Origin of the sequence: Streptomyces sp. NPDC032940 (assembly GCF_040636935.1) — a bacterium.
Lineage (GTDB): Bacteria > Actinomycetota > Actinomycetes > Streptomycetales > Streptomycetaceae > Streptomyces.
The window spans coordinates 42,492-69,047 of record NZ_JBEZVJ010000015.1; the positions used below are offsets into that span (position 1 = coordinate 42,492).

The 26,556-nt window shown below is 73.3% G+C and carries 22 protein-coding genes; 7 read left to right on the forward strand and 15 right to left on the reverse strand.

Annotation, left to right across the window (positions count from 1 at the left end; translation table 11 throughout):
• Position 1 precedes the first annotated feature (1 nt).
• Genes AB0E77_RS19615 through AB0E77_RS19630 form a run of 4 tightly spaced genes read left to right on the forward strand, consistent with a single transcriptional unit; the run spans position 2 to position 4,012 of the window.
• On the forward strand, positions 2-1,081 hold the full coding sequence (locus tag AB0E77_RS19615; RefSeq protein WP_361572235.1) for an ABC transporter permease: 1,080 nt from the start codon (positions 2-4) through the stop codon (positions 1,079-1,081).
• On the forward strand, positions 1,078-1,992 hold the full coding sequence (locus AB0E77_RS19620; RefSeq protein ID WP_361572238.1) for an ABC transporter permease: 915 nt from the start codon (positions 1,078-1,080) through the stop codon (positions 1,990-1,992). Before AB0E77_RS19615 ends, AB0E77_RS19620 begins: the two co-directional genes overlap by 4 nt.
• Positions 1,989-2,987 carry an ABC transporter ATP-binding protein gene (locus tag AB0E77_RS19625; RefSeq protein ID WP_361572241.1) on the forward strand — a complete coding sequence of 333 codons (999 nt, stop codon included), beginning with the start codon at positions 1,989-1,991 and terminating at the stop codon, positions 2,985-2,987. The genes AB0E77_RS19620 and AB0E77_RS19625 overlap by 4 nt, the downstream gene beginning before the upstream one ends.
• The gene (locus AB0E77_RS19630) at positions 2,984-4,012 is read left to right on the forward strand and encodes an ABC transporter ATP-binding protein (RefSeq protein WP_361572244.1); all 1,029 of its coding nucleotides are present in this window, start codon (positions 2,984-2,986) and stop codon (positions 4,010-4,012) included. Before AB0E77_RS19625 ends, AB0E77_RS19630 begins: the two co-directional genes overlap by 4 nt.
• A 474-nt stretch (positions 4,013-4,486) precedes the next feature.
• On the opposite strand, the gene AB0E77_RS19635 is transcribed toward AB0E77_RS19630, so the two are convergent.
• The 9 genes from AB0E77_RS19635 to rimP form a co-directional block, all read right to left on the reverse strand.
• On the reverse strand, positions 4,487-5,446 hold the full coding sequence (locus AB0E77_RS19635; protein ID WP_361572246.1) for a bifunctional riboflavin kinase/FAD synthetase: 960 nt from the start codon (positions 5,444-5,446) through the stop codon (positions 4,487-4,489).
• A gap of 137 nt (positions 5,447-5,583) precedes the next feature.
• On the reverse strand, positions 5,584-9,252 hold the full coding sequence (locus AB0E77_RS19640) for a trypsin-like peptidase domain-containing protein (RefSeq protein WP_361572248.1): 3,669 nt from the start codon (positions 9,250-9,252) through the stop codon (positions 5,584-5,586).
• A 262-nt stretch (positions 9,253-9,514) separates the two neighbouring features.
• Positions 9,515-10,420, reverse strand: a complete 906-nt coding sequence (gene truB, locus AB0E77_RS19645; protein WP_361572251.1) for a tRNA pseudouridine(55) synthase TruB — start codon at positions 10,418-10,420, stop codon at positions 9,515-9,517.
• Positions 10,417-10,872: a 30S ribosome-binding factor RbfA gene (gene rbfA, locus AB0E77_RS19650; protein WP_189233134.1), complete on the reverse strand. Its 456-nt coding sequence runs from the start codon at positions 10,870-10,872 to the stop codon at positions 10,417-10,419. The genes truB and rbfA overlap by 4 nt, the downstream gene beginning before the upstream one ends.
• Before the next feature lie 39 nt (positions 10,873-10,911).
• Positions 10,912-11,205, reverse strand: a complete 294-nt coding sequence (locus tag AB0E77_RS19655; RefSeq protein WP_161165447.1) for a DUF503 domain-containing protein — start codon at positions 11,203-11,205, stop codon at positions 10,912-10,914.
• A 152-nt stretch (positions 11,206-11,357) separates the two neighbouring features.
• On the reverse strand, positions 11,358-14,381 hold the full coding sequence (gene infB, locus AB0E77_RS19660) for a translation initiation factor IF-2 (RefSeq protein ID WP_361572254.1): 3,024 nt from the start codon (positions 14,379-14,381) through the stop codon (positions 11,358-11,360).
• 161 nt (positions 14,382-14,542) lie between these two features.
• Complete coding sequence (locus tag AB0E77_RS19665) at positions 14,543-14,848, reverse strand: YlxR family RNase P modulator (protein ID WP_361572257.1); 306 nt, start codon at positions 14,846-14,848, stop codon at positions 14,543-14,545.
• Between the two features lie 116 nt (positions 14,849-14,964).
• Positions 14,965-15,963 carry a transcription termination factor NusA gene (nusA, locus tag AB0E77_RS19670; protein WP_361572259.1) on the reverse strand — a complete coding sequence of 333 codons (999 nt, stop codon included), beginning with the start codon at positions 15,961-15,963 and terminating at the stop codon, positions 14,965-14,967.
• 2 nt (positions 15,964-15,965) lie between these two features.
• Positions 15,966-16,511: a ribosome maturation factor RimP gene (gene rimP / locus AB0E77_RS19675; RefSeq protein WP_361572262.1), complete on the reverse strand. Its 546-nt coding sequence runs from the start codon at positions 16,509-16,511 to the stop codon at positions 15,966-15,968.
• A 269-nt stretch (positions 16,512-16,780) separates the two neighbouring features.
• Between rimP and AB0E77_RS19680 the strand changes: the two genes are divergently transcribed.
• The 3 genes from AB0E77_RS19680 to AB0E77_RS19690 are packed head-to-tail and all read left to right on the forward strand — an operon-like array spanning position 16,781 to position 18,865.
• Positions 16,781-17,419 (forward strand): hypothetical protein, encoded by a 639-nt coding sequence (locus AB0E77_RS19680; protein ID WP_361572264.1) that lies wholly within the window; start codon positions 16,781-16,783, stop codon positions 17,417-17,419.
• A gap of 3 nt (positions 17,420-17,422) precedes the next feature.
• Complete coding sequence (locus AB0E77_RS19685) at positions 17,423-17,887, forward strand: ferritin-like domain-containing protein (RefSeq protein ID WP_361572267.1); 465 nt, start codon at positions 17,423-17,425, stop codon at positions 17,885-17,887.
• 39 nt (positions 17,888-17,926) lie between these two features.
• Positions 17,927-18,865 (forward strand): aminoglycoside phosphotransferase family protein, encoded by a 939-nt coding sequence (locus tag AB0E77_RS19690; RefSeq protein WP_361572270.1) that lies wholly within the window; start codon positions 17,927-17,929, stop codon positions 18,863-18,865.
• Between the two features lie 428 nt (positions 18,866-19,293).
• Here the strand turns inward: AB0E77_RS19690 and AB0E77_RS19695 are convergent, their stop codons facing one another.
• From AB0E77_RS19695 to dxr, 6 genes are all read right to left on the reverse strand, one after another.
• Positions 19,294-20,997 (reverse strand): proline--tRNA ligase, encoded by a 1,704-nt coding sequence (locus AB0E77_RS19695; RefSeq protein ID WP_361572273.1) that lies wholly within the window; start codon positions 20,995-20,997, stop codon positions 19,294-19,296.
• A gap of 73 nt (positions 20,998-21,070) precedes the next feature.
• Entirely contained in the window at positions 21,071-21,604 is a 534-nt protein-coding gene (locus tag AB0E77_RS19700) for a GNAT family N-acetyltransferase (RefSeq protein WP_361572276.1), read from the reverse strand.
• 54 nt (positions 21,605-21,658) lie between these two features.
• Positions 21,659-22,507, reverse strand: coding sequence for a GNAT family N-acetyltransferase (locus tag AB0E77_RS19705; protein ID WP_361572278.1), 849 nt, complete (start codon positions 22,505-22,507; stop codon positions 21,659-21,661).
• Between the two features lie 86 nt (positions 22,508-22,593).
• Positions 22,594-23,751 (reverse strand): flavodoxin-dependent (E)-4-hydroxy-3-methylbut-2-enyl-diphosphate synthase, encoded by a 1,158-nt coding sequence (gene ispG / locus AB0E77_RS19710; protein WP_189233123.1) that lies wholly within the window; start codon positions 23,749-23,751, stop codon positions 22,594-22,596.
• Between the two features lie 207 nt (positions 23,752-23,958).
• Positions 23,959-25,251, reverse strand: a complete 1,293-nt coding sequence (locus AB0E77_RS19715; protein ID WP_361572454.1) for a site-2 protease family protein — start codon at positions 25,249-25,251, stop codon at positions 23,959-23,961.
• An 8-nt stretch (positions 25,252-25,259) separates the two neighbouring features.
• Complete coding sequence (gene dxr / locus AB0E77_RS19720; RefSeq protein WP_361572281.1) at positions 25,260-26,516, reverse strand: 1-deoxy-D-xylulose-5-phosphate reductoisomerase; 1,257 nt, start codon at positions 26,514-26,516, stop codon at positions 25,260-25,262.
• Positions 26,517-26,556: the final 40 nt, after the last annotated feature.

The window sequence follows — 26,556 nt, forward strand, 5'->3', positions numbered from 1 at the left end:
CATGACCGCGGAAGCGACATCCTCCTCCCTCGGGGGAGCGGCCGCGGCCGGTCCGGTGAAGTCCGGGCCGGCCGGGGCGGGGCGCGCCCCACGGGCCGGGGCCGGGGCCGCGTATCTGCGGTACGTGGCCGGGAAGCTGGCCGGTGCGGTCGTCTCGCTGTTCGCCGTGCTCGTCACCAGTTTCTTCCTCTTCCGGCTGATCCCGGGCGACCCGGTGAAGTTCATGACCGGCGGCCGCCCGGTGTCGGCGGAGCAGATCGCCTCCTACCGCCGGGAGTTCGGCCTCGACCTGCCGATGTGGCAGCAGTTCACGCAGTACTGCGGCAAGGCGCTGACGGGTGACCTGGGAACCTCGTACCAGTTCCACGGCCCCGTCGTGGACAAGATCACCGAGGCGCTGCCGAACACCCTGCTGCTCACCGGCACGGCCTTCGTGCTCTACACGGCACTCGGCATCTTCCTCGGCACCCGCTCCGCGTGGCGGCACGGCCGGCTCGGCGACCGGCTCAACACGGGGCTGGCGCTGACGCTGTACTCCATCCCGTCCTTCTGGCTGGGGCTGCTGCTGATCATCGTGCTGTCGGTCGGCGTGGGCCCGATCCCGGGCATGTTCCCGACCGGGGGCATGGAGTCCGGCGGCGAGCAGGGCTTCGCCTACGTCGTGGACGTCGCCCACCATCTGGTCCTGCCGGTGGTGACGCTGGTCGCGGTGGAGTACGGGCAGACGCTGCTGGTGACCCGGTCGGCGCTGCTGGACGAAATGGGCGGCGACTATCTGACCACGGCGCGCGCCAAGGGCCTGAGGGACGACCTCGTACGGCGCCGGCACGCGGTGCCGAACGCGCTGCTGCCGACCGTGACCCTGATCTTCGTCAACCTCGGCCGGACCGTCGCCGGTGTCATCCTGGTGGAGACGGTCTTCTCCTGGCCGGGGCTCGGCGGGCTGTTCTACCAGGCGCTGAGCGTGCCCGATCTGCCGTTGGTGCAGGGGCTGTTCTTCGTCTTCGCCTCGGCGGTGATCCTGATGAACACCCTGGCCGACCTCCTGTATCCGCTGCTCGACCCGAGGGTGGGCCGATGACCGCCGAGACCGCTCCGCCGCTCGGCCCGCGCATGCTGGCGTGGCAGCGCCGCCGGGCCTCCGCCGCACGCTTCTGGAAGGAGTACCGGCGGCATCGCGCGGGCCTGTTCGGGCTCGGCGCGCTGATGCTGTTCGGGCTGCTCGCGCTGACCGCGCCGCTGACCGTCGGCTCGGACGTGCAGAGCGTGACCGACGCCCCCGGGCAGCCGCTGGAGGCCCCCAGCGGCCGGTTCCCGCTGGGCACCGACCAGTTCGGACGCAGTCTGCTGGGACTGCTGATCTGGGGGTCGCGCGTCTCGCTGCTGGTCGGGCTGCTGGCGGCCGTGCTCTCGGTGGCCATCGGGGCGCTGATCGGCATCACCGCCGGGCACTTCCGCGGCTGGTACGCCACCGTGGTCATGCGGGTCACGGACTGGTTCCTGGTGATGCCGACGCTGGTGCTGGCCATCGTGCTGGCGACGGTGATGTCCCGTTCGCTGGGCACGATCGTGCTGGCGATCGGCGTCACCACCTGGCCGACGACCGCGCGGCTGGTGCGCGCCCAGACGCTGGCGGTGGAGTCACGGCCGTACATCGAACGCGCGAAGGCGCTCGGCGGCGGACACGGGCACATCATGTCCCGGCACGTGCTGCCGAACGTGATGCCGCTGATCCTCGCCCAGACCACGCTGATCATCTCCTCCGCGATCCTCGCGGAGGCCACCCTGGCGTTCCTGGGGCTCGGGGATCCGTCGGTCGTGTCGTGGGGCGGGCTGCTCCAGGACGCGCGGGAGGCGGGGGCCGTCAGTTCCGGCGACTGGTGGTACCTGGTGCCGCCGGGCATCGCGATCGCGGTCGTCGCGCTGGCGTTCACGCTGTGCGGGCGTGCGGTCGAGTCCGTTCTCAACCCCAGGCTGGGGGTGTCCCGTTGAGTCTGCTCGACGTCCGGAACCTGCACGTCACCTACCCGGGCGGGGCGGCCGCCGTGCGCGGGGTCGACCTGAGCCTCGGCGCGGGCGAGAAGCTCGGCATCGCGGGCGAGTCGGGCTGCGGCAAGTCCACGCTGGCGCTGGCGCTGCTGCGGCTGCTGCCGGCCGGGGCCCGGGTCGGCGGCGAGATCCTCCTCGAGGGGGAGGACGTGCTGACGATGAAGTGGGGCCGGGTGCGGGCGGTGCGCTGGGCCGGGGCGTCGATCGTCTTCCAGGGCGCGATGCACTCCCTCAACGCCGTGCACCGTGTCGGTGACCAGATCGCCGAACCGATCCTGCTGCACCGCAGGGCGACACCCGCGGGCGCCCGGAAGAGGGCCGGTGAGCTGCTGGAGCAGGTGGGTCTGCCGGCGGCGCGGGCGTCCGCCTACCCGCACGAGCTGTCCGGCGGGCAGCGGCAGCGCGTGATGATCGCGATGGCGCTGGCCTGCGATCCCCGCCTGATCGTCGCCGACGAACCCACCACCGCGCTGGACGTGATGGTGCAGGCGCAGATCCTCCGGCTGATCGAGGAGCTGGTGAGCGAGCAGGACGTGGGCCTGGTGATGATCAGTCACGACCTGGCCGTGCTCGCCGACACCTGCGACCGGCTCGCGGTGATGTACGCGGGCCGGGTGGTCGAGGAGGGCCCGGCACGGCAGGTCTACGACGACGCCCGCCACCCCTACGGCAGGGCCCTGTCGGAGGCGTTCCCGAGGATCGGCGACCCGGGGTCGCGGTTCGCACCGCGCGGGCTGCCCGGGGACCCGCCCGACCCCGCCGCGGTGCCGTCCGGCTGCGCCTTCCACCCGCGCTGCCCCGTCGCCCTGGACGTCTGCGCCACCGACGACCAGGTGCTGCGTGCGGCGGGCGCGGACCGGAGGGCGGCGTGCGTGCACGTGAGCGCGGACGCCTCCGCGGCCACGGAGGAAGCGGAAGTGAGGAGCAGCACCGCATGACGACCACGCCACCGCTGCTGAGCGTCGAGGGCCTGCACGTCACCTTCCCGGGCCGGCACGGCGCGCCGCCCGCCCGGGCCGTGGACGGGGTCGACCTCGACATCCGGCCGGGCGAGATCGTGGCGCTGGTCGGCGAGTCCGGCTGCGGCAAGACGACGCTGGCCCGTTCCCTGCTCGGCCTGGTCCCGCCGACCGCGGGCCGCGTCGCCTTCGACGGGGCGCCGCTCGACTACTCCTCGCGCGCGCTGAAGGCGTACCGCAAGCGCGCCCAGCTGGTCCTCCAGGACCCGAGCGGCTCCCTCAACCCGCGCCACACGGTCTACGACGCCGTCGCCGAGGGACTGCGCATCCACGGGTACGGCGGTGACGAGCGGGCGGCGGTAGCCGGTGCGCTGGCGCGGGCCGGGCTGCGGCCGCCGGAGCGTTTCTTCCTGCGTTACCCGCACGAGCTGTCGGGCGGCCAGCGCCAGCGGGTCGTCATCGCGGGCGCGCTGGTCCTGGAGCCCGAGCTGCTCGTCGCCGACGAGCCGGTGGCGTCCCTCGACGCCTCCGTGCGCGGCGAGATCCTCGCGCTGCTGCTGCGACTGCGCACCGAGCTGGGGCTGTCCGCGCTGGTGGTGACCCACGACCTGGGCCTGGCCTGGAACATCGCCGACCGGGTCGCGGTGATGTACCTCGGCCGGATCGTGGAGACGGGCGAGGTCGAGCAGGTGCTGACGGCGCCGCGGCATCCGTACACCCGGGCCCTGCTGTCCGTCCTGCCCGAGGCGCCCGGGGCCCCGGTCGTCCTCACCGGGGAGGCCCCGGACCCGTCCCGCGTCCCCGCCGGCTGCCGCTTCCACGCCCGCTGCCAGGTCCTGGCGAGCGGGGAGGCGGCCCGCGCGGGCGTCGACGAGGCGTGCCGCACCCGTGACCTGGAGATCCTCGCCGGCGGCGGGGAGGCGCAGGTGGCTTGCCACTGGGCACGGTCACGGGCCGGGACGGAGGCGGCGGGTACGCCGGGGGCGGGGAGCGGGGCGGCCTGATCACACCCCCACCGGGGTGCCGCCCTCGGGGCTCCCGGGGCGCGGCCGGCCGCCGGGGGCAGGCGCGGGGCCGGGTATCCGGACCGGTACCGCGGGGATCTGGACCGGTACCGGAGTCCGGTGCGGCACCCGAGTCCGGTGCGGTACCGGAGTCCGGTGCGGCACCCGAGTCCGGTGCGGTGCCCGAGTCCGGTGCGGTGCCCGAGTCCGGTGCGGTATCCGAGTCCCGTGCGATACCGAGGGCGCCTGGACCGCCAGGGGCTTGGCGCGGGGCGGAGCGGCGCCGGGGTCGCCCCGCATGGCGCCCGGCCGTGCGGGGGCGGGGCGGATCGCGCGGTATCGGATGCCGTCGACCGCCCGAGGTCCCGCACGGTGCGCGGCAGCACGGGGCGACCCCGCATGGCGCCCGGCGGTGCCGGGGGTGCCGTCGGCCGCCGGAGGCCGCGCGCGGTGCCGGCCGGTGTCAGGGCCGGGTCAGGTCTGCCGGCCGCCGGCCGCCGCGATGATCTCGCGGCACTCCTTGACGTCCTCGGCCATCCGCTCCAGGAGCGCGTCCAGCGTCTCGAACTTCGCCTGGCCCCGGACGAAGGCCAGGAAGTCCACGGCGACGTGCAGCCCGTACAGGTCGAGGCCGACGCGGTCGATGGCATACGCCTCCACCGTGCGCTCGGTGCCCTCGAACTGCGGGTTGGTGCCGACGGAGATCGCGGCCGGCATCGCCTCGCCCTGGGCGTGCAGCCACCCGGCGTAGACGCCGTCGGCGGGGATCGCGGTGTGCGGCAGGGTCTCGACGTTGGCCGTGGGGAAGCCCAGCTCCCGGCCGCGCTGAGCGCCGCGGACGACCACGCCCTCGACACGGTGCGGACGGCCCAGGATCTCGGCGGCGCCCCGCACGTCGCCCTCGGCGACCAGGCGCCGGGTCAGGGTGGAGGAGAACGGCTCGCCGCCGCCCGCCTCACCGGACACGTACAGGTCGACGACCTCGACCTCGAAGTCGTAGGTCCGGCCCTGCTCGGCGAGGAAGTCCACATTCCCGGCGGCCTTGTGGCCGAAGCGGAAGTTCGGCCCCTCGACGACGGCCTTGGCGTGCAGCTTGTCGACGAGGACCTTGACCACGAAATCGGCCGCGGACAGCTTCGAGAACTCCTTCGTGAACGGAAGGATCAGCACCGCGTCCACGCCCAGATCGGCGCAGAGTTCCGCGCGGCGGTGGTGCGGGGCCAGCAGCGGCGGGTGGCTGCCGGGGCGGACGACCTCGCTGGGGTGCGGGTCGAAGGTGACGACTACGGCGGGAACGCCCAGCTCACGGGCGCGGTCCACGGCGTGCTTGATGATCAGCTGGTGTCCGCGGTGGACTCCGTCGTAGGAGCCGATGGTGACGACGCTGCGTCCCCAGTCCTCGGGGATGTCCTCCAAGCCACGCCAGCGCTGCACTGTGTCTGCTCCTTGTCGCACACTCGTCGGAGTCGAAGCCTTCGATGCAGGTCTAAGAGTGCCATGCCGGGCGCCTCCCGCCCTCATCGGCATGGGTCCTGTGACCGGCCGCACGCCGCGCCGCGGCCGGACCGCGGTCAGGCCGGGACGCGGGTGCCCGCCAGGCTCTCGATCGTGCGGTGTGCGCTCGGCCCGATCAGTGCCGCCCACTCGGCGGGGGCGTCCGCCAGCCAGCCGGTCACCCGGCCGGCGAAGCCGGGGAGGTGGCGGGCCAGGTCGACCAGTGCGCGGTCGAGCCGGGTGGCGCCGTCCGGGGTGCGGACCAGGAGCAGGGCGGTGCGGTGGACGAGGGCCCGCCGGCCGTCGCCGCCCTGGGACGCGGCGGCGCGCAGCAGCGCGTCCAGGACGGCGGGCTCCGCCTCGTGGGCCAGGAGGTGGTCCCGCAGTTCCCGGCGGAGGGAGCCGGAGGCGGGGGCGCCGTCGGTGGCGAGGACGCCGGCCAGTGCGGCCCGTACCGGCTCGGGACCGCCGTCCAGCAGCCCGGTGACCAGCGGGAGCAGCACGCCGCGGGCGGCGGGGCCCTGGTCCAGGCGCCGGTCGCAGTAGGCGGCGACGTGTCCGGCGGTCTCCGGCCGGTCCGCCACGGCCTCCCCGATCAGTACGGCGACCCGGCGGGCCAGGTGGGGCGTGGTGGCGTCGAGGAGTCTGCGCAGCGCCTCCCCGGCATCCGGGCCGCGCAGCCGGACCCGGAAGGCGTCGAGGACGCGCTCCGGGTGGGTGGGGAGGGCGGCGGCCACCGCGCTCGGCGGCAGATACGGGTCGCCCGCCGCGAAGTGCTCGAGCGCTCGTGGCAGGTGCCGGTCACGGCTGCCCGGGTCCTGGACGAGCAGGGCGAGGGCGCCACCGTGCAGCAGACCGTCGGCGGGGCGGGTGAGCAGGACGAGGGCCGCGTGGCGCAGCAGGGTGCGGTCGGCCGCGGTGCGCGCGTGGGGCGCGGTGCGCAGCCCGTGGGTCACGGCCGCGGTGTGCCGGGCCGGCCGCTCGTCGCGCGCCCACCGGTCCACGGCCCGGCAGACGGCGGACGGCTCCTCCTCGGCCAGGACGGCGAGCAGTTCGTCGGCCCGTCGGTGCGTGCTGTCGGCGAGTACCTCGGTGAGGCCGTCCAGACCGCGGTGGCGGTGGGTGTGCAGCAGCGCCTGGGCGGCGGTCGCCACGGTGGCGTGCGGGGTGGCGGGCAGCGGGCGTTCGTCGTCGAACCAGCGGACGAGGAGCGGCTGGACGGTCGCGGGGTCGGCGGCGAGCAGGCGGGCGACGGTGTCGAGGTGGCGGGGGCCGGGCTCGTGCGGGGCGCCGTCGGCGAGGAGCAGCCGGCGCAGCAGGTCCAGCCGGGTGGCCGCGGGCAGCCGCAGGGCCGTCCAGAAGGCGGGCCCGAACCCGGCGGGCACGGGGCGTCCTTCGCCGCGCCGCTCCGCGATGCCGTCGGCGAGCAGCCGCAGCACCTCGGTGTACGGCGTCGCGTCGGGCACGCGTGTCAGCGTCCCGGCGAGGAGCCGCCCGGCCCACCAGGAGTGCGGCTCGGCGTCCAGGGCGTTTACCAGCTCCTCCAGCGTCAGGGCGAGCTGGGGGACGCCGTACTGGCGGCCGAGGTGCAGCAGGGCCTCGACGACGGGGCCGATGCGGTGGTGCGGGACGGCGGGGGTGTCCCGGGGGTCGTGACGGTCGTGGACGAGGACACGCAGGGCCTCGTCCAGGTCGAGGTGGGTGCCCTGGATCCAGTCGGCGAGCTCCTCGTGCGCGAAGCGGTAGCCGTCGCCGGCGGGCACGAAGAGGCCCTCGGCGAGTACGGCGTCCGCCCAGCCGGTGCCGCCGCCCAGCCGGGCCGGCGCCGGGCCCCGCGGGAACACCGCCGCGAAGGACTCCCGGTCCAGCTCCCCCTGCCCGGGGCCGAGGCTGCGCCGGGCGGCCTCGTGGACCCGCCCGGACACGCGTGCCGCGAGCCGGCGCACGGCGGTGCCGTGCAGGCCGTTCTCCCCGGCCAGCCGGTTCGCGACGCGCAGGCACATCAGGTCCAGGTAGGCCCCGAGGACGGCGTCGCGGTCGACGCGGACGGACGACAGGACGCCCTGGAGGGCAGCCTGGACCTCGGAGAGCAGCCGGAGGGTGAGGGGGTGACGCCCGTCGCCGTCCGACAGCGTGCCCTCGGCGATCCCGTACCGCGCCCGCGCCTCCCGCGCCTCGTCGTCCCGCAGGTCCCCGAGGCGCACACAGGGCGGCAGCGCCCCGCACCCGGCATCGACCGTCCCGGGGCACCCGGCCCCCTCGGCCGGCCGGGGCTCCGGAGGAACGAACCCGGCCCACGCGAACCCCAGGCCGAGCGCGCCCCGCTCCTGCCCCTGCCCCTGCCCCCACGGACGCAGGTCCCCCGCGTCCACGGTCCACGGCCGCTCCCCCGGTCCGCACACGGCCGCCGGTTCCCCGGCCGACGGCTCGTGCAGCACCTCCCGGGGGAACTCCGCGCCCGCCCGCTCCCAGTACTCCTCCCGGCACGCCACGACCAGCCGTGCCCCCGTCTCCTCCAGCCACGACGTCGTGCCCTCGGTCCACTCGGCGAGGCGCTGGGCCAGGGCGGGCGGCATCTCCTCGGGGCCGTCGAGGAGGATCAGCAGGGGGCGCCCGGCGGACCCGGCGAGGCGGGCCAGGCGCTCGGGGGTGATGTCGCCGGGATCTGCCGGACCGGCCCCCTCGGCGGTGGCCACCTCGCGCGCCGCGCGGGCCAGTGTCCGGCGCACCGCGTCGGCCACCGACGCGTCGTCGTCGCACAGGTCGGCGCCGCGCAGCCGCAGCGTGGGCGCGGGCCGCGGGCGCAGGGAACGGCGGGCGGCGAGGGCCTCCAGCGCGGTCGTGCGGCCGCTCCCGGGCGGGCCGACGAGGCCGAGGACGTGGGCCGGCCCGTCCGTGCGTGCGGCGAAGGCGGCCAGCTCGCGGGCGGGTACGTCCCGGACGACCGGCTCGGCGTGACCGGCACGGCCCGACGCGACCGGGCCGTCCCGCCGCGCCGATGCCGCCGTGAGCGCGAGGACTCCCGCCGGATTGAGGTCGGCGCCGTACGCCGGGACGGTCTCCGCGTTCTCGGCGAGCAGGTCGGCGAGGGGTCCTGAGGCGGCGCGCAGGGGGACGGCGAAGCCGACGTCGCGGTGCCCGGACGTCAGGGCGGTGCCGAGGACGCCGAGGACGGCACCGGTTCCGACGTCGACCACGGGTCCGCCGGCGGCGCCGCCGCCCAGCCGCAGCGCGTCCCGCCCGGACATGCCGAGGGCCAGCTCCAGGGCGTCGCCGAGGCGGTGGAAGCGGTCGGTGGCCGTGTAGGTGACGTCGGTGGTTCCTAGGACGCGCGCCTCGCGCCAGCAGCCGGCGAAGATCCGGACATAGGTGCCCGCCTCGATCCGGTCCCGCACGCTGACGGTCAGCGGGGCGGTGTCCAGCCCCTCCGCACGCACGAGCGCCAGGCCGAGGCCGGGCAGCGGGGTCACGTCGGCGGCGGCCACGACGAGGCGACGGTCGTCGGCGGTGCGCAGGACGAGCCGGGTCAGGCCGTCGACCGCTTCGTGGCTGGTGATCACCGTGCCGTGGTGGTCGGCGGCGAAGCCCGTGCCCCGGGGGCGGCCGGCCAGGTCGTGGATGTGGACCAGGGCGGCGTCCGCGCCGTCCGGCGACGGCAGGGATTCGTCCTGCGTGCCCGGGAGGCCGTGGTGCGGCAGTCGTCGTGCGCTGCCGTCCGTCTCCCGGGACCGGTTTCGCGACGTCATCGCCGCACCTCCCCGCCCTGCCGCCGTACAACCGTGCTCTGACTCGACGGTAGGCAGGTGAAGATCGGCGGGACAGATCTCCTCGCGAAAGCGCCCCCTTCCACTCCCCCGGTTCACTCCGAGCGCCTGCCCGGACGGGTGAACAGAAGGGAGGGCTTGGATAGACCCTAGGGGGTGGGGGAACCGAGGGGGACCGTGGAGCGGCGGACGTGGCAGTCCCCGTGACCGCCGCTCCACGGGCGGGAGTTGACGCGTCGTCGGCTCAGCCGAAGACGGCCAGGCTCTTGGCCTTGCCCTTGTGTTCCTCCACGAGCGCGAGGAAGCGGCCCTCGGGATCGAAGACGGCCACGGCACCGGCGCCCGCGTAGGTGTCGGGCATCTCCAGCCGCACCCCGTTGAGGAGCAGCCGGGCCCGCCTGGTGTCCACGTCCCAGCGCGGGAAGGCGGCGCCGGCCGCGTCCGCGACGGGCATGACGGTGAGGTCCTGCTGGAGCTGGTCCAGCGTCTTCGCCGTGTCCAGCTTGTACGGGCCCACCCGGGTGCGGCGCAGCGCGGTGAGGTGGCCGCCCACACCGAGGTCGTTGCCGAGGTCGCGGGCGAGGGCGCGGATGTAGGTGCCGGAGGAGCAGACCACCGAGACCACCAGGTCGAGGACCGGGGTGCCGTCCTCGGCGACGGCGTCCCGGACGTCGTACACCGCGAAGGAGGAGACGGTGACGGGACGGGCGGGGATCTCGAACTCCTCGCCCTCGCGCGCCCGCTTGTAGGAGCGCACGCCGTTGATCTTGATGGCGCTGACCTTGGACGGCACCTGCATGATCTCGCCGGTCAGCTTGGCGACGGCGGCGTCGATCGCCTCCCGGGTGACCTTCGAGGCGTCCTGCGACCTCGTGATCTCGCCCTCGGCGTCGTCCGTCAGCGTCGTCTGCCCGAGCCTGATGGTCCCCAGGTACTCCTTCTCGGTGAGGGCGAGGTGCCCGAGGAGCTTGGTGGCCCGCTCCACGCCGAGGACCAGGACGCCCGTGGCCATCGGGTCGAGCGTGCCGGCGTGCCCGACGCGCCGGGTGCGGGCGATGCCCCGCATCTTGGCGACGACGTCGTGCGAAGTGAAGCCCGACGGCTTGTCGACGATGACGAGGCCGTCGGGCGTGGGGTGCTTGTCGGTCATTCCGCGGTGTCGTCCGTCTCGTCGTCCTCGGCGCCCGGCTTCTTGTACGGATCCGGCTCACCGGCGTACGCGGCGCCCGCGGACACCTCGCGCACCTTGGCGTCGGACTGGCGCGCCTTGTCGAGGAGGTCCTCGATGTTCCGGGCGGTGTCCGGAAGCGCGTCCATGACGAACGTCAGGGTCGGCGTGAACTTCACGCCGGCCGCCTTGCCGACCTCGGAGCGCAGGATGCCCTTGGCGCTCTCCAGCCCGGCGGAGGCGGCCTTGCGCTCCTCGTCGTCCCCGTACACCGTGTAGAAGACGGTCGCCTCCCGCAGGTCACCCGTGACCCGGGTGTCCGTGATGGTGACGTGCGAGCCGAGTCGCGGGTCCTTGATCCCGCGCTGCAGCTTCTGGGCCACCACCTCTCGGATGAGGTCCGCCAGCCTTTTCGCCCGCGCGTTGTCGGCCACTGGTCCGTCTCCCGTTCTTTCTTCTCTGCGTTTCGTGGGTCAGTCGTCTTCGCCGTGGAAGCGCCGTCTGACGGACAGCAGCTCCACCTCGGGCCGGCCGGCCACCAGCCGCTCGCACCGGTCCAGTACGTCGCCGAGGTGGCCGGCGTCGCCGGACACCATGGCCAGGCCGATGACGGCCCGGCGATGGAGGTTCATGTGGTCCACCTCCGCCGCGCTCACCGCGTACTTCCGCTGGAGTTCGGCGACGATCGGGCGGACGAGTGAGCGCTTCTCCTTCAGCGAATGTACGTCGCCGAGGAGGAGGTCGAAGGACAGCGTCCCCACATACATGTGTAACCGGTTCACCCGCCGGTTCGGGATCGATGGCCCCGCCATCCACGGGCGGGGACATCAGCACCGTACAACGAACGGCCGGGGCCGATCGACGGATATTGCTCTCCGCCGACCGGCCCCGGGCCGCACCGTCTGAAGAAGTCGGGGTGTTACACCCGCGGCTTCTCGCGCATCTCGTACGTCGCGATGACGTCGTCGACCTTGATGTCGTTGAAGTTTCCGAGGTTGATACCGCCCTCGAAGCCTTCGCGGATCTCGGTGACGTCGTCCTTGAAGCGACGCAGACCCTCGATGTTGAGGTTCTCCGCGACCACCTTGCCGTCGCGGATGAGGCGCGCCTTGGTGTTGCGCTTGACCTCGCCGGAGCGGATGAGCACACCCGCGATGTTGCCCAGCTTGGACGACTTGAAGACCTCGCGGATCTCCGCCGTACCGAGCTCGACCTCCTCGTACTCCGGCTTGAGCATGCCCTTGAGGGCCGCCTCGATCTCCTCGATCGCCTGGTAGATGACCGAGTAGTACCGGACGTCCACACCCTCGCGTTCGGCCATCTGGGCGGCGCGCCCGGCGGCGCGCACGTTGAAGCCGATCACGATGGCGTCGGAGCCCATCGCCAGGTCGATGTCGGACTCCGTGACCGCACCGACGCCGCGGTGCAGGACGCGGATGTCGACCTCTTCGCCGACGTCCAGCTGGAGCAGCGAGGACTCGAGGGCCTCGACCGAACCGGAAGCGTCACCCTTGATGATCAGGTTCAGCTGCTGGACCTCGCCGGCCTTGAGCACCTTGTCCAGGTCCTCGAGGGAGACGCGGCGCGTGCGCTTGGCGAACGCGGCGTTCCGCTCGCGGGCGGCGCGCTTCTCCGCGATCTGGCGGGCCGTACGGTCCTCCTCGACCACGATGAAGTTGTCACCGGCACCCGGGACGTTGGTCAGGCCCAGGACCTGGACCGGCGTCGACGGACCGGCCTCGGCGACGTTGTTGCCGTTGTCGTCGAGCATGGCGCGGACGCGGCCGTAGGCGTCGCCCACCACCATCGTGTCGCCGACCCGCAGGGTGCCTCGCTGGACGAGGACCGTCGCCACGGCACCGCGGCCGCGGTCGAGACGGGACTCGATCGAGATGCCCTGCGCGTCCTGGTTCGGGTTGGCCCGCAGGTCGAGCGAGGCGTCGGCCGTGAGGATCACGGCCTCCAGCAGCGAGTCGATGTGCAGACCCTGCTTGGCGGAGATGTCGACGAACATGGTGTCGCCGCCGTACTCCTCGGCCACCAGGCCGTACTCGGTCAGCTGACCGCGCACCTTGGTCGGGTCGGCGCCCTCGACGTCGATCTTGTTGACCGCGACGACGATCGGCACGTCGGCCGCCTTCGCGTGGTTGAGCGCCTCGACCGTCTGCGGCATGACGCCGTCGTTGGCCGCGACGACCAGGATCGCGATGTCCGTCGACCGGGCACCACGGGCACGCATGGCGGTGAACGCCTCGTGACCCGGGGTGTCGATGAAGGTGATCTTGCGCTCTTCGTCGTTGACCTCGGTCGCGACCTGGTAGGCACCGATGTGCTGGGTGATGCCGCCGGCCTCGCCCGCGATGACGTTCGTCTTGCGGATGGCGTCGAGCAGTCGGGTCTTACCGTGGTCGACGTGACCCATGACGGTCACGACCGGCGGACGGACGACCAGGTCCTCCTCGGAGCCCTCGTCCTCGCCGAACTCCAGGTCGAAGGACTCGAGCAGCTCGCGGTCCTCCTCCTCCGGGCTGACGATCTGAACGTCGTAGTTCATCTCGCCGGCGAGGAGCTGGAGCGTCTCGTCGGAGACGGACTGGGTCGCGGTGACCATCTCGCCGAGGTTCATCATGACCGCGACGAGCGACGCCGGGTTGGCGTTGATCTTCTCCGCGAAGTCGGTGAGCGACGCACCGCGCGACAGGCGAATGGTCTCGCCGTTGCCGCGAGGCAGCATCACGCCGCCGACCGACGGGGCCTGCATGGCCTCGTACTCCTGGCGCCTCTGCCGCTTCGACTTGCGACCGCGACGCGCGGGACCGCCGGGACGGCCGAAGGCGCCCTGCGTGCCACCACGGCCGCCGGGACCGCCGGGACGACCGCCGAAGCCGGGACGGCCACCGCCGCCGCCGAAGCCGCCGCCACCGGGACGACCGGCGAAACCGCCGCCGCCACCGGGACGACCGGCACCGCCGCCGCCACCGGGACGACCGGCGAAGCCGCCGCCGCCCGGACGACCGCCGCCGGGACGGCCGGCACCGGCCGGGCCGCGACCGCCGGGGCCGCCACCGGGACGCGGGCCGGCAGCCGGACGCTGCGGCATCATGCCGGGGTTCGGACGCGGGCCGCCGGGACGGGGACCGCCGGGACCGCCCTGCGGACGCGGCATCGAGCCCGGGGTCGGGCGGTTGCCGCCCGGAGCCTGGGGACGCGGACCGCCGCCCTGGCCGGGAGCCTGCGGACGGGGACCGGCGCCGGGGGCACCGGGACCGCCGGGGCGCGGGGCGCCCTGCGGACGGGGCGCCTGCGGGCGCGCCATGCCGGCGTTGCCGCCGGAGGTGAAGGGGTTGTTGCCCGGACGCGGACCGCCGGGACGGCCGCCGGGGCGCTGTGCCGGGGCACCGGGACGCTGGCCGCCGGGACGGCCCTGGCCGCCCTGGGGACCGCGGTCCTGACCGGGACCGGCGGGACGGCCGCCGGGCTTCGGGGCACCGGGACGCGCACCGGGCCGGGGGCCGGACGGCGCCGGGGCGGCGGGAGCCGCCGGGGGCGCGGTGAACTCCGGCGCGGCCGGAGCCGGACGCGGGGCCGGCTTGGGGCCCGGCGTCGGACGCGGACCGGGAGCCGCCGGCGCGGGCGCCGACGGAGCCGCGGGCTGCTCTACGGCCGGGGGCTTGGGTGCGGCCGGCCGCGGCGCAGCCGGACGTGCCGCCTGCGCCGGGGAGGGCGCGGCGGGCCTGGGGGCCGCCTTACGGGGGGCGGGCTTGGCGGACTTGCCGTTGCCACCGCCCTGCTGGAAGGCGTCCGTCAACTTGCGTACTACGGGCGCTTCGATGGTCGAAGACGCCGAACGGACGAATTCACCGAGTTCCTGGAGCTTGGCCATGACGACCTTGCTCTCGACACCGAACTCCTTGGCGAGTTCGTAGACCCGGACCTTAGCCACTTCGCTCCTCTGAGGTCCGGGTTGCGTCCGGACCGTCGCTAGTTCATGGGCGTACTCATCGCGTACTCATCGAGTGCTCATCGCAATCTCGACCTGCTTTCGACTCGCGAGGTACCAGACCGCACGGGGTTCCGTACGGTATGTCTTCCTTACCACGTTGCTCACGCGCCGCTTTCAGCGGCCGTGCTGCAACCTTGTGCCTGCTCGACGTAATGGCGCAACGCCTTTACGTCGAGCGGACCCGGGACGCGGAGCGCCCGCGGGAACGCCTTGCGGCGCACTGCCTGGTCGACACAGACCGTGGCCGGGTGCACGTACGCACCCCGGCCGGGCAGCGTACCGCGTACATCGGGGACGCACGCGTCCTCGATCACCACGGTCCGCAGCAGCTCGCTCTTGCCTGCTCGCTCCCGGCACCCCACGCAGGTGCGCTCAGGGCGTGCGCGGCTAGGTGTCCGGCCAGACACTCCTAAGTCTACCTCCCCGGACCGACCTCACCCCTTTGGGGCAAGAATCGAACACACGCCGCACGCAAGACTGTCGTGATCTCAGCGCCGTGCGGCTTGGATCTATTCCCCGCGCGCTATTCCGCGTGGTCCGCCGACGGCTGCTCGGTGTCCGGCCGGATGTCGATCCGCCAGCCGGTCAGCCGGGCCGCGAGCCGGGCGTTCTGGCCTTCCTTGCCGATCGCCAGCGACAGCTGGTAGTCCGGCACGATCACCCGCGCGGAGCGGGCCGCCAGGTCCACGATCTCGACCTTGGAGACACGGGCCGGGGAGAGCGCGTTCGCCACCATCTCGGCCGGGTCGTCCGACCAGTCGACGATGTCGATCTTCTCGCCGTTCAGCTCGCCCATCACATTGCGGACACGGCCGCCCATCGGGCCGATGCAGGCGCCCTTGGCGTTCAGGCCCGAGCGGGTGGAGCGGACGGCGATCTTCGTGCGATGGCCGGCCTCACGGGCGATCGCGGCGATCTCGACGGAACCGTCGGCGATCTCCGGCACCTCCAGGGCGAAGAGCTTCTTCACCAGGTTGGGGTGGGTGCGCGACAGGGTCACGGACGGGCCGCGCACGCCCTTCGCCACCCGTACCACGTAGCTGCGCAGGCGGGTGCCGTGCGGGTACGTCTCGCCGGGGACCTGCTCCTGCACGGGCAGGATGGCCTCGAGCTTGCCGATGTCGACCAGCACGTTCTTCGGGTCGCGGCCCTGCTGGACCACACCGGTGACGATGTCGCCCTCGCGGCCCGCGTACTCGCCGAGCGTCGCGTCGTCCTCGGCGTCGCGCAGCCGCTGCAGGATGACCTGCTTGGCGGTGGTGGCGGCGATGCGGCCGAAGTCGGACGGGGTGTCGTCGAACTCCCGGGCCTGCTGACCCTCTTCGAGGTCGTCCGGGTCCTCCTTCGCCCACACGGTCACGTGTCCGGTCTCCCGGTTGAGCTCCACGCGCGCGTGCCGGCGGCTTCCCTCGGTGCGGTGGTAGGCGATGAGGAGGGCCGACTCGATCGCTCCGACCAGCAGGTCGAAGGAGATCTCCTTCTCCCGTACCAAGCCCCGCAGGGCGCTCATGTCGATGTCCACGGCTACGCCTCCTCCTCTTCCGTCATGTTCTCGTCGTCCTGCTTGTCGTGCTGGCCGTGCTTGTCCTGCTTGTCCTTGCGGTTGAACTCGACCTGGACGCGGGCCTTGTCGATGTCACCGAAGGCGAGTCTGCGGGTGGTGGCCTTGCGGCCCTTCACGCCGGGCACCTCGAGGTCGAGTCCGTCGTCGTCCACACCGAGGATCCGGGCGACCAGTTCGCCGCCCTCGTGGAGCTGGAACCGCACCAGGCGGTCCACGGCACGCGTGTAGTGGCGGTGCTCGGTCAGGGAGCGCTCCGCGCCCGGGGTCCCGACCTCGAGGGTGTACTCCGCGTCGCCCATCGCGTCCGTCTCGTCGAGCTTCGCCGAGAGCGCGCGGCTCACATCGGCGATCCTGTCGAGGTCCGCACCGGTGTCGGAGTCGACGACCACCCGCAGCACACGCTTGCGTCCGACCGAGTCCACGGCGATCTCTTCGAGGTCCAGACCCTGGGAGGTGACGAGCGGCTCGAGCAGCTCTCGCAGCCTCTCGCTCTGGGTGGTGCTCATCCGGGTGACTCCTCGGCCGCGTGTGCTGTTGTGGGATGGGGCGCGTGTCTGGTCAAAGGGTATCCGGTCGCGGGGGGTGTTGCCGTCCACCCGTCCACCCGTCCGCCCGGGGCGGCCGGCGGCGCCGGTGCCGCCGGTGCCGCTGAGTGGTGGCCGGGCGAGGCCCGGGTACCGTGATCACGGGCGTGCCGCGCCGCTGATCCCGCTCTTCCTGCCGCGCGCCCTCGCTCACCCGCCGGTTCCGTACGAGTCTGCCGAGGACGTCTGCCGTGTCGTTCCCCTCATCGCCGCGCGTGCCCGTGCCCTCGGGGCCGCGTCGTAGTCGTAGGAGTCTGCTCGTCTCGGCCGCCTCGGCCGCCGGCGTCGGGGGTGTCCTGCTCGTCGGGTGTACCGGCGGTTCCGGTTCCGACGGTGCGCGTACTCCGTCCGCCGACGAACGGGCCCGCGCGCGGGCGGCGCGGGACAGCGAGACGCTGGCCGCGCGGTACGACGCGGTGATCGCCGCGTATCCGGGGCTGGCGGGGCGGTTGCGGCCGCTGCGGGACGAGGTCGTGCGGCATGCGGAGGCGTTCGGGGGTGGGGGGCGGGGGGCCTCGTCGCCGACGGCTTCAGCGTCGGTTTCGGTTCCGCCTTCGGCTTCGGTTTCGGCTTCGGCTTCGGCGTCGGTTTCGGCTTCGGGCTCCGTGTCTGTGTCGCCTTCGGGATCGGCACGGGCCGCCGGGCCCGGGGACGGTGTGCCGGGGACCGAGGAAGATGCGTTGGCCGGGCTGGCCGCGGCCGAGCGTGAGCTGGCCGACCGGCGGGCCGGAGCGCTGCTGGAGATGCCGGGCGAGTCGGCGCGGCTGCTGGCCTCGGTGGCGGCGGCCGGGGCGGCGCACGTGTTTCTGCTTTCTGCTGACGGAGGGTGACGGGTGAGCGAGGCGAAGGACCGGGTGCTGGACGCCCTCCAGGCGGCACTGGCGGCCGAGCATGCCGCGGTGTACGGCTACGGGGTCGTCGGCGGGCGGATCGGCGAGGAGCGGCGTGCAGAGGCGCGGACCGCGTACGACGCGCACCGGGCGCGGCGTGACGCGCTGGTGCGTGAGGTGGGCGACCGGGGTGGCCGGCCGGTCGCCGCGGCGGCCGGGTACGCGCTGCCCTTCGCCGTGCCGGACGCGGTGGCCGCGGTGCGGCTGGCCGCCGAGCTGGAGAGCCGGACGGCCGGGGTCTACTCCGACCTGGTGCGGGCGGCCGAGGGCGGGCTGCGGGCCACGGCGGCCGGGGCGCTGCGGGAGGCGGCGGTCCGCGCCGTGCGCTGGCGCGGCGGGAGCGTAGCCTTCCCTGGGCTCGCCGAGCGGGCCGGCACACCGTCGGCTGCGGCGACACCGACCGCGTAACACGTACGGGGGTCCGTACGGGAAGGGAACGGCTCGCGCATGGCTTTCGAACCGCCGCGGCGTCTGGTCAGGGCGCTCGGTGAGACGGCACCGGTCGGTGACGACTGGCTGGAGAAGCTGCCGGAGACGGCGCGGGAGGCCGTGGCGCTGTGCGGGGTGACCGTGGAGCGGGTGCAGGTGCCCGGCGGACGCAGCAGCCTGGTGCTTCTGGTGCGGCGGGCCGACGGGACGCCCGCGGTGCTGAAGCTGGCGCCCCGCCGGGCGCGGCCGGAGAGCGAGCGGGCGGCGCTCGCGCACTGGGGTGGGCTGGGGGCCGTGCAGGCGGTCGGCGGGGACGTGTCCCTGCCGGAGGGCGTGCTGCTGCTGGAGCGGCTGCATCCGGATGTCTCGGTGCGGTCGCTGCCGGAGTCGAAGGCGCTGCTGGAGGCGGCGGGGACGCTGCGGCGGCTGTGGGTGGAGCCGCCTGCCGGACACTCCTTCGAGACGGTGGCCGAGCGGACGGGGCGGCAGGCCGAGGCGATGCGGGCCGGGGCGATGCGGGCCGGGGCGGCGGGCGAGGCCGGTGGGGCGGGCGGGGCGGGGGTGGCCGCGCTGGTGGATGCGGCGCTCGCGGCCCGTTCGGAGCTGCTGGACTCGCCGCCGGAGGAGCGGCTGCTGCACGGGACGTTCCGGCAGAGCAAGGTGCTCGCCGGGGACCGGATGCCGTGGCTGGCGGTGGGGCCGGATCCGGTGGTGGGCGAGAGCGCGTTCGATCTGGCGCGGCTGGTGCGGGACCGGGTGGAGGACCTGATCGCGCAGCCGGCGGGGGCGTCGACGACACGGCGGCGGATCAAGCGGCTGGCGGAGTCGCTGGAGGTCGATCAGGACCGGCTGCGGGGGTGGACGCTGTTCCGCGCGGTCGAGTCGGGGGTACGGGCGCACCGGGTCGGGCGTGAACGGGACGCGGAACTGCTGCTGGAGTTCGCGGGCTGGCTGTGACGGGGTGCGCGCGATGCCTGCGGCGGCCTGCGCGGGTTCGGTGGGGGTGCGCGTAGCGCGTTCGGTCCGGTGGTGGGTCGGGGCTGCGCCGGGGAGTGTCCGTCCTCGGAACGGCGCGAAATCGGTCTCCTACCAACAGGCGGGGCGTTGACGCGCCAACCGCTGCGGGCGGACACCCCCGACACGGCCCCTTCTCGCCGTACGCGGCTGACGGCAGTCCCCCGCCGTCCCAGCCGTCCTAGCTGCGGGCAGTCGTGCCTCCCCCAGTGGGGAGGCACCCCGTAGCGCCGGGCCGCGCAAACCACCCCGCCCGGCAACCACGTCGGGCAACCCGTCTGCGGCGGGCCACATGACCCACACCCGCGCCGGGCGCCCTGGGAACGCCGGAGCGCCCGGCGGGCTCACCGCCGGGCGCCTGGACGGAAGCCTCAGCTGGTCAGGCGGGCCAGCGCCTCCTCGACCGTCACTTCCTCGCGCTCACCCGTGCGGCGGTCCTTCAGTTCGACCACGCCCTCCGCGCTCCGGCGTCCCGCGACCAGGATCTGCGGGACGCCGATGAGCTCGGCGTCGGTGAACTTCACGCCCGGCGAGACGCCCGCGCGGTCGTCGACCAGGACGCGGACGCCCGCCGCGGCCAGCTTGTCGGAGACCTCGAGGGCCAGCTCCGTCTGGAGCGCCTTGCCCGCGGCGACGACGTGGACGTCGGCGGGAGCGACCTCCTTGGACCAGATGAGGCCCTTGTCGTCGGCGTGCTGCTCGGCGAGGGCGGCCACCGCGCGGGAGACGCCGATGCCGTAGGAGCCCATCGTCACGCGGACCGGCTTGCCGTTCTGGCCGAGGACGTCCAGCTTGAGCGCGTCGGCGTACTTGCGGCCGAGCTGGAAGATGTGGCCGATCTCGATGGCGCGGTCCAGGACCAGCCCGGTGCCGCACTTGGGGCACGGGTCGCCCTCGCGGACCACGACGACGTCCACGTACGCGTCGACCTCGAAGTCACGGCCCGCCACGACGTTCTTGGCGTGCGTGTGCTCCTTGTTGGCGCCCGTGATCCACGCGGTGCCGGGGGCCACGCGCGGGTCGGCGATGTACTTCACCTTCTCGCCCAGGCCCTGCGGGCCGACGTAGCCGCGGACCAGGTCGGGGCGGCCGACGAAGTCCTCGGCGGTGACCAGCTCGACCGTGGCGGGGGCGAAGTGCGCCTCGACCTTGTCCATGTCGACCTCGCGGTCCCCGGGGACGCCCACGGCGACGATCTCGCCGTCCACCTTGACGAGGAGGTTCTTCAGGGTGGCGGAGGCCTCGACGCCGAGGGAGGCTGCCAGGGTCTCGATGGTGGGTGTGTCGGGGGTCGGGATGTCCTCGGCGGCGGGGACGTCCGTCGCGTCGACCGGCGTGAGGGCGTAGGTGATCGCCTCCGTGTTGGCGGCGAAGTCGCAGTTCGGGCAGTCCGCGAAGGTGTCCTCGCCGGCCTCGGCGGGCGCCAGGAACTCCTCCGACTTCGAGCCGCCCATCGCGCCGGCCGTGGCCGCGCAGATGCGGTAGTCGAGGCCGAGGCGCTCGAAGATGCGCTGGTAGGCGGCGCGGTGCAGGGCGTAGGACTCGGCGAGGCCCTCGTCGGCCACGTCGAAGGAGTAGGAGTCCTTCATCAGGAACTCGCGGCCGCGCAGGATGCCGGCCCGGGGGCGGGCCTCGTCGCGGTACTTGTTCTGGATCTGGTACAGGATGACCGGCAGGTCCTTGTACGAGGACGCCTGGTCCTTGACGAGGAGGGTGAAGATCTCCTCGTGGGTCGGGCCGAGGAGGTAGTCGCCGCCCTTGCGGTCCTGGAGGCGGAACAGCTCGGGGCCGTACTCCTGCCAGCGGCCGGTGGCCTCGTAGGGTTCGCGCGGCAGCAGGGCGGGGAGCTGGACCTCCTGGGCGCCGATGGCGTCCATCTCCTCGCGGACGATGCGCTCGATGTTGCCGAGGACCTTCTTGCCGAGCGGCAGCCAGCTCCACAGGCCGGCGGCGGTGCGGCGCACGTAGCCGGCGCGGACCAGCAGCTTGTGGCTGAGGACCTCGGCGTCCGCCGGGTCGTCGCGCAGCGTCTTCGCCATCAACTTCGACATGCGCTGGACCGGTGCGTTGGCCATGGTTCTCGTGTCTCCTGCTGCGTAAGGGTGGTCCTAGGAGGTTAGCCGGGTGGTCCGGTGCGGTGGAAATCGGTTATGGCCTGCGCAGCGGGAGGTGGGCGCCCATCACGGCGTACGGCCGGGGCGCGCTGGGGAAGAGGACCTGGCGGGCGAGGTCGGTGTATCCGAGGGAGCGGTAGAGGCCGCGGGCCGGGCTCTCGATGTCGATCGCCGACAGGATCGAGCGGGGTTGGGCGGCGGAGTCGGTGATCGTGGTGATCAGTGCGCGGCCCGCGCCCCGGTTCTGGTGGGCCGGGTGGACGTGCAGTTCGGTGATGACGAAGGAGTCGTCGAGCCAGGCGTCGTTGTGCTGGGCGCGGAGGTAGGGCTCGACGACGGTGGACCACCAGTGGGCGCGGTCGTTGGGCATGCCGTAGACGAACCCGGCGAGGTCACCCTCGGGGGTGGTGGCGCCGAGGGCGCGGGCGCCGGGATAGGTCATGTGGCGCAGGACGATCTGGCGGCGGACGGCCACCTCGTCGGGGCCGAGACCGAAGGCGACGGCTTGGACGGCGAGGGCCTCGTCGACGTGGGCCGACAGGTCCAGGGGGCCGATGACGAGGTCCATGGCGGGGAGCCTACAGGGGTGGCGCGGCTGTGTGCCGGGTGTGATCGGCCGGGGTCAGAACAGGACGCTCATGAAGGAACCGACCTCCTGGAAGCCCACGCGCCGGTACGTGCGGCGGGCGGCCGTGTTGAAGTCGTTCACGTACAGGCTCACCACCGGGGCCACGTCGGCCAGGGCGTGGCGCAGGACGGCCGCCATGCCGGGGGCGGCGAGTCCCTGTCCCCGGTACTCGGGTGCCACCCACACGCCCTGGATCTGGCAGGCGCGGTCGGTGGCGGCGCCGATCTCGGCCTTGAAGACGACCCGTCCGTCGCCGTCGAAGCGGGCGAAGGAGCGGCCGGAGCCGACGAGTTCGGCGACCCGGGCCTGGTAGAGCAGGCCGCCGTCGCCGGCCAGCGGGGAGATGCCGACCTCCTCGGTGAACATCGCCACGCAGGCCGGCATGATCCGCTCCATCTCGTCCTTGCGGACGCGGCGGACGTAGGGGTCGGGGGTGACGTCGGTGGTCATGCGGTCGGTGACCATGAGGGGCTGTCGGCCGCGGACCTCGCGGGCCGGGCCCCAGCCGGGTTCGAGGAGCCGCCAGAGCTGGGCGGTGGACTCGGCGGGGCCGACGATGGAGGAGCAGCGCCGGCCGGCCCGCCGGGCCCGGTCGGCGAACGCGCGGACGGCGCGCGGGGTGGCGCAGATGGGGACGAGGTTGGCGCCCGCGTAGCACAGGGAGGTCAGCATGCCGTCCTCGTACCAGCCCCACATCTCGCCGCCGAGACGCCACGGGTCGAGGCCCGCGATCTGCACCCGGGCGGTCACGAACGCGTTGGCGACCGGCTCGCGGTCGAGGACGGCGAGTGCGGCGTCCAGGTCGCTCGGTTCGAGCACGCGGGAGGTGGTCTGCGTCAACACGTGCGGGGCCTCACCCTAAGATCTGCTGATCTCCGCACTGTACCCGCGCAGGCTGAGCGGCGTCGCCCCGCCTGCCGGTCCCCGGCTCAGCCCGCGACCGAGACCGAGGGCTCGCCGGAGGTCACGCCGTCCTTCTCCATCTGCTCGGCCAGCTTCATGGCCTCCTCGATGAGGGTCTCCACGATCTTGGACTCGGGCACGGTCTTGATGACCTCGCCCTTGACGAAGATCTGGCCCTTGCCGTTGCCGGAGGCGACGCCGAGGTCGGCCTCGCGGGCCTCGCCGGGGCCGTTGACGACGCAGCCCATGACGGCGACGCGCAGCGGGACGTCCATGCCGGTCAGGCCGGCCGTGACCTCCTCGGCGAGCTTGTAGACGTCGACCTGGGCGCGCCCGCAGGAGGGGCAGGAGACGATCTCGAGGCCCCGCTGGCGCAGGTTCAGGGACTCCAGGATCTGGATGCCGACCTTGATCTCCTCGACGGGCGGGGCCGAGAGGGAGACGCGGATGGTGTCGCCGATGCCCTGGGAGAGCAGGGCGCCGAAGGCGACGGCCGACTTGATGGTGCCCTGGAAGGCGGGGCCGGCCTCGGTGACGCCGAGGTGGAGGGGGTAGTCGCACTGGGCGGCGAGCTGGCGGTAGGCCTCGACCATGACGACCGGGTCGTTGTGCTTGACGGAGATCTTGATGTCGCGGAAGCCGTGCTCCTCGAAGAGCGACGCCTCCCAGAGGGCGGACTCCGCGAGCGCCTCTGGGGTCGCCTTGCCGTACTTCTGGAGCAGGCGGCGGTCCAGCGAGCCCGCGTTCACGCCGATGCGGATCGGGGTGCCGTGGTCCTTCGCCGCCTGGGCGATCTCCTTGACCTTGTCGTCGAACTGCTTGATGTTGCCCGGGTTGACCCGGACCGCGGCGCAGCCCGCCTCGATGGCGGCGAAGACGTACTTCGGCTGGAAGTGGATGTCGGCGATCACCGGGATCTGCGACTTCTTCGCGATCACCGGGAGGGCGTCGGCGTCGTCCTGGGTGGGGCAGGCCACGCGGACGATCTGGCAGCCGGAGGCGGTCAGCTCGGCGATCTGCTGGAGGGTGGCGCCGATGTCGGAGGTGCGGGTCGTGGTCATGGACTGCACGGACACGGGGGCGTCGCCGCCGACCGCCACGGGACCGACCTGGATCTGCCGGCTCTTGCGGCGCACGGCGAGCGTGGTCGGAACGGACGGCATGCCGAGAGAAATCGCAGTCATCTGCTGTGCAACCCCAAGTCGTGGATCAAGATCCGGCCCCGGTCAGCAACGGGCTCCGACCCTTGAGATTACGGCACGGACCTGAGGCCGGGCACACGGCGCCCGGCGAATCCGCCCGATGGCGTCCGTCTGCCCCACGATGCGCGTGAAGCCCGGTCCGGGGGGACATGCTTCCCGGATCGGGCTTCAGGCGGGCCGCCCCGGCCGTCAGCTGATCCGTACCGGATTGACGACGTCCGCGACCAGGACGAGCAGGGTGAAGCAGACGAACACGCCCGCCACGACGTACGCCACCGGCATCAGCTTCGCCACGTCGAAGGGGCCCGGGTCGGGCCGGCGCAGCACCTTGGCGGTGCTGCGGCGCAGCGACTCCCAGAGGGCGCCCGCGATGTGCCCGCCGTCGAGCGGGAGCAGCGGGAGCATGTTGAACAGGAACAGGGAGAGGTTGAAGCCGGCGACCAGCATCACGAACATGGCCAGCTGCTGGGTGGGCGGTATGTCCAGCGTGGCGATCTCGCCGCCCACCCGGGCGGCGCCGACGACGCCCATCGGGGAGTCGGCCTCGCGGGGCCCGTCGCCGAAGGCGGCGTCCCACAGCGCGGGGATCTTGCCGGGCAGGGCGGCCAGGGAGTCGACGGCGTCGCCGATGCGGTCGCCCATCCACGTCACGGACTGGCCGAAGTCCTGTTTCACCACGCCCGTGGCGGCGCTGAAGCCGAGGAAGCCGGCGGTGACGTACTCGCCCTGGACGATCTGTCCGTGGGAGTCCTTCTTGGCGACCTGGTTGGTGGCGATCTGGGCGTGGAGCGTGACCTCCCGGCCGTCGCGCTCGACGACGATCGGCACCTCCTGGCCGGGGGTGGCGCGGATCAGGTCGGACAGCTTGTCCCACTCGTCGGTGCGGACGCCGTCGAAGGAGACGATCTTGTCGCCCGCCCGCAGGCCGGCCGCCGCGGCCGGGGAGGCCGGGTCGGACTTGGCGCAGTCGTCGCGGTTCTCGCTCTGCGAGATGACGCACTGGGAGACGGAGCTGACGGTGGTGGTCTGCTGCGAGATGCCGAAGCCCATCAGGACGGTGAGGAAGAGCACCACCGCGAGGATGAGGTTCATGAAGGGGCCCGCGAACATCACGATGACCCGCTTCCACGGCTTGCGCGTGTAGAACAGGCGCTTCTCGTCACCGGGCTGGAGTTCCTCGAAGGCCGCCGAACGGGCGTCCTCGATCATCCCGCGCCAGGGCGAGGTGGAGCGGGCCTCCATCCGGCCGTCGGGGCCGGGCGGGAACATGCCGATCATGCGGATGTAGCCGCCGAACGGGATGGCCTTGACCCCGTACTCGGTGTCGCCCTTCTTCCTGGAGAAGATCGTCGGCCCGAAGCCCACCATGTACTGCGGCACGCGGATGCCGAACATCTTGGCGGTGGACAGGTGGCCCAGCTCGTGCCAGGCGATGGAGAAGAGCAGGCCGACGGCGAAGAGGACTATGCCGAGGATGAACATCAGGGTCGTCATGCACGGGCCTCCGCCGTCTGTGCCGCCAGTTCCCGGGCCCGGGCGCGGGCCCAGGTCTCCGCCTCGAGGACGTCCGCGACGGTGAGCGAGGTTCCCGTACCGGGGGTGCCGTGCTCCTCGACCACCCGGGTGACGGTCTCCATGATCCCGAGAAACGGCAGCGTGCCGCGGCGGAACGCCTCGACGCACTCCTCGTTGGCCGCATTGAACACCGCCGGGGCCGTGCCCGCGAGCTGTCCGACGTGCCGGGCCAGGTTGACCGAGGGGAAGGCCTCGTTGTCGAGCGGGAAGAACTCCCAGGTCGAGGCCTTGCTCCAGTCGAAGGCGGGGGCGGCGTCGGGGACGCGGTCGGGCCAGCCGAGGCCCACGGCGATGGGCCCGCCCATGTCGGGGGGCGTGCAGTGCGCGATCGTCGAACCGTCCGTGTACTCAACCATCGAGTGGACATACGACTGCGGGTGCACGACCACCTCAATGCGGTCGAAGGGAATGTCGTAGAGGAGGTGGGCCTCGATCACCTCCAGGCCCTTGTTGACGAGGGTGGCGGAGTTGATCGTGATCACCGGGCCCATGGCCCAGGTGGGGTGGGCGAGGGCCTCCTCGACGGTGACGTTCGCCAGGTCCTCCCTGGTGCGTCCCCGGAACGGACCGCCCGAGGCGGTGACGACCAGTTTGCGGACGTCGGCGCGACTGCCCGCGGCGCATGCCTGGAAGAGGGCGGCGTGCTCGGAGTCGACCGGGATGATCTGTCCCGGCTTGGCCACGGCCTTGACCAGCGGGCCGCCGACGATGAGCGACTCCTTGTTGGCGAGCGCGAGGGTGCGGCCCGCCTCCAGGGCGGCGAGGGTCGGGGCGAGGCCGATGGAGCCGGTGATGCCGTTGAGGACGGTGTGGCAGTCGGAGGCGGCGAGCTGGGTGGAGGCGTCCGGTCCGGCGAGGATCTCGGGCAGCGGCTCCCCGGCGCCGTACTGGGCGGCGAGGGCCTCGCGCAGCGCCGGGACGACGTCCTCGCGGGCCACGGCGACGGTCCGCGCCTTCAGCCGGTACGCCTGCTCGGCTAGGAGGGCGACCCGGCCGCCGTTGGCGGACAGGGCGGTGACCCGGAAGCGGTCCGGGTTGCGCAGCACGAGGTCGATGGCCTGGGTCCCGACGGACCCGGTGGACCCGAGGATCACCACGTCCTTCGGGCCGTCGCCGGCCACCGGGTCGTAGACGAGGTGCGGGTCGGCGAGTGGGGCTGGACTGTCGCTCATTCCACCATTGTGGCCGTAACCCGGCCCAGGGAGGACAGTG

Excerpts from the sequence above, each read along its gene's own strand:
- AB0E77_RS19615 (WP_361572235.1), top strand. The coding sequence starts at position 2 with ATGACCGCGGAAGCGACATCCTCCTCCCTCGGGGGAGCGGCCGCGGCC.
- AB0E77_RS19620 (WP_361572238.1), top strand. The coding sequence starts at position 1,078 with ATGACCGCCGAGACCGCTCCGCCGCTCGGCCCGCGCATGCTGGCGTGG.
- AB0E77_RS19630 (WP_361572244.1), top strand. The coding sequence starts at position 2,984 with ATGACGACCACGCCACCGCTGCTGAGCGTCGAGGGCCTGCACGTCACC.
- AB0E77_RS19640 (WP_361572248.1), bottom strand. The coding sequence starts at position 9,252 with ATGACGTCGCGAAACCGGTCCCGGGAGACGGACGGCAGCGCACGACGA.
- truB (WP_361572251.1), bottom strand. The coding sequence starts at position 10,420 with ATGACCGACAAGCACCCCACGCCCGACGGCCTCGTCATCGTCGACAAG.
- AB0E77_RS19655 (WP_161165447.1), bottom strand. The coding sequence starts at position 11,205 with ATGTATGTGGGGACGCTGTCCTTCGACCTCCTCCTCGGCGACGTACAT.
- rimP (WP_361572262.1), bottom strand. The coding sequence starts at position 16,511 with ATGAGCACCACCCAGAGCGAGAGGCTGCGAGAGCTGCTCGAGCCGCTC.
- AB0E77_RS19690 (WP_361572270.1), top strand. The coding sequence starts at position 17,927 with ATGGCTTTCGAACCGCCGCGGCGTCTGGTCAGGGCGCTCGGTGAGACG.
- AB0E77_RS19695 (WP_361572273.1), bottom strand. The coding sequence starts at position 20,997 with ATGGCCAACGCACCGGTCCAGCGCATGTCGAAGTTGATGGCGAAGACG.
- AB0E77_RS19700 (WP_361572276.1), bottom strand. The coding sequence starts at position 21,604 with ATGGACCTCGTCATCGGCCCCCTGGACCTGTCGGCCCACGTCGACGAG.
- ispG (WP_189233123.1), bottom strand. The coding sequence starts at position 23,751 with ATGACTGCGATTTCTCTCGGCATGCCGTCCGTTCCGACCACGCTCGCC.
- AB0E77_RS19715 (WP_361572454.1), bottom strand. The coding sequence starts at position 25,251 with ATGTTCATCCTCGGCATAGTCCTCTTCGCCGTCGGCCTGCTCTTCTCC.
- dxr (WP_361572281.1), bottom strand. The coding sequence starts at position 26,516 with ATGAGCGACAGTCCAGCCCCACTCGCCGACCCGCACCTCGTCTACGAC.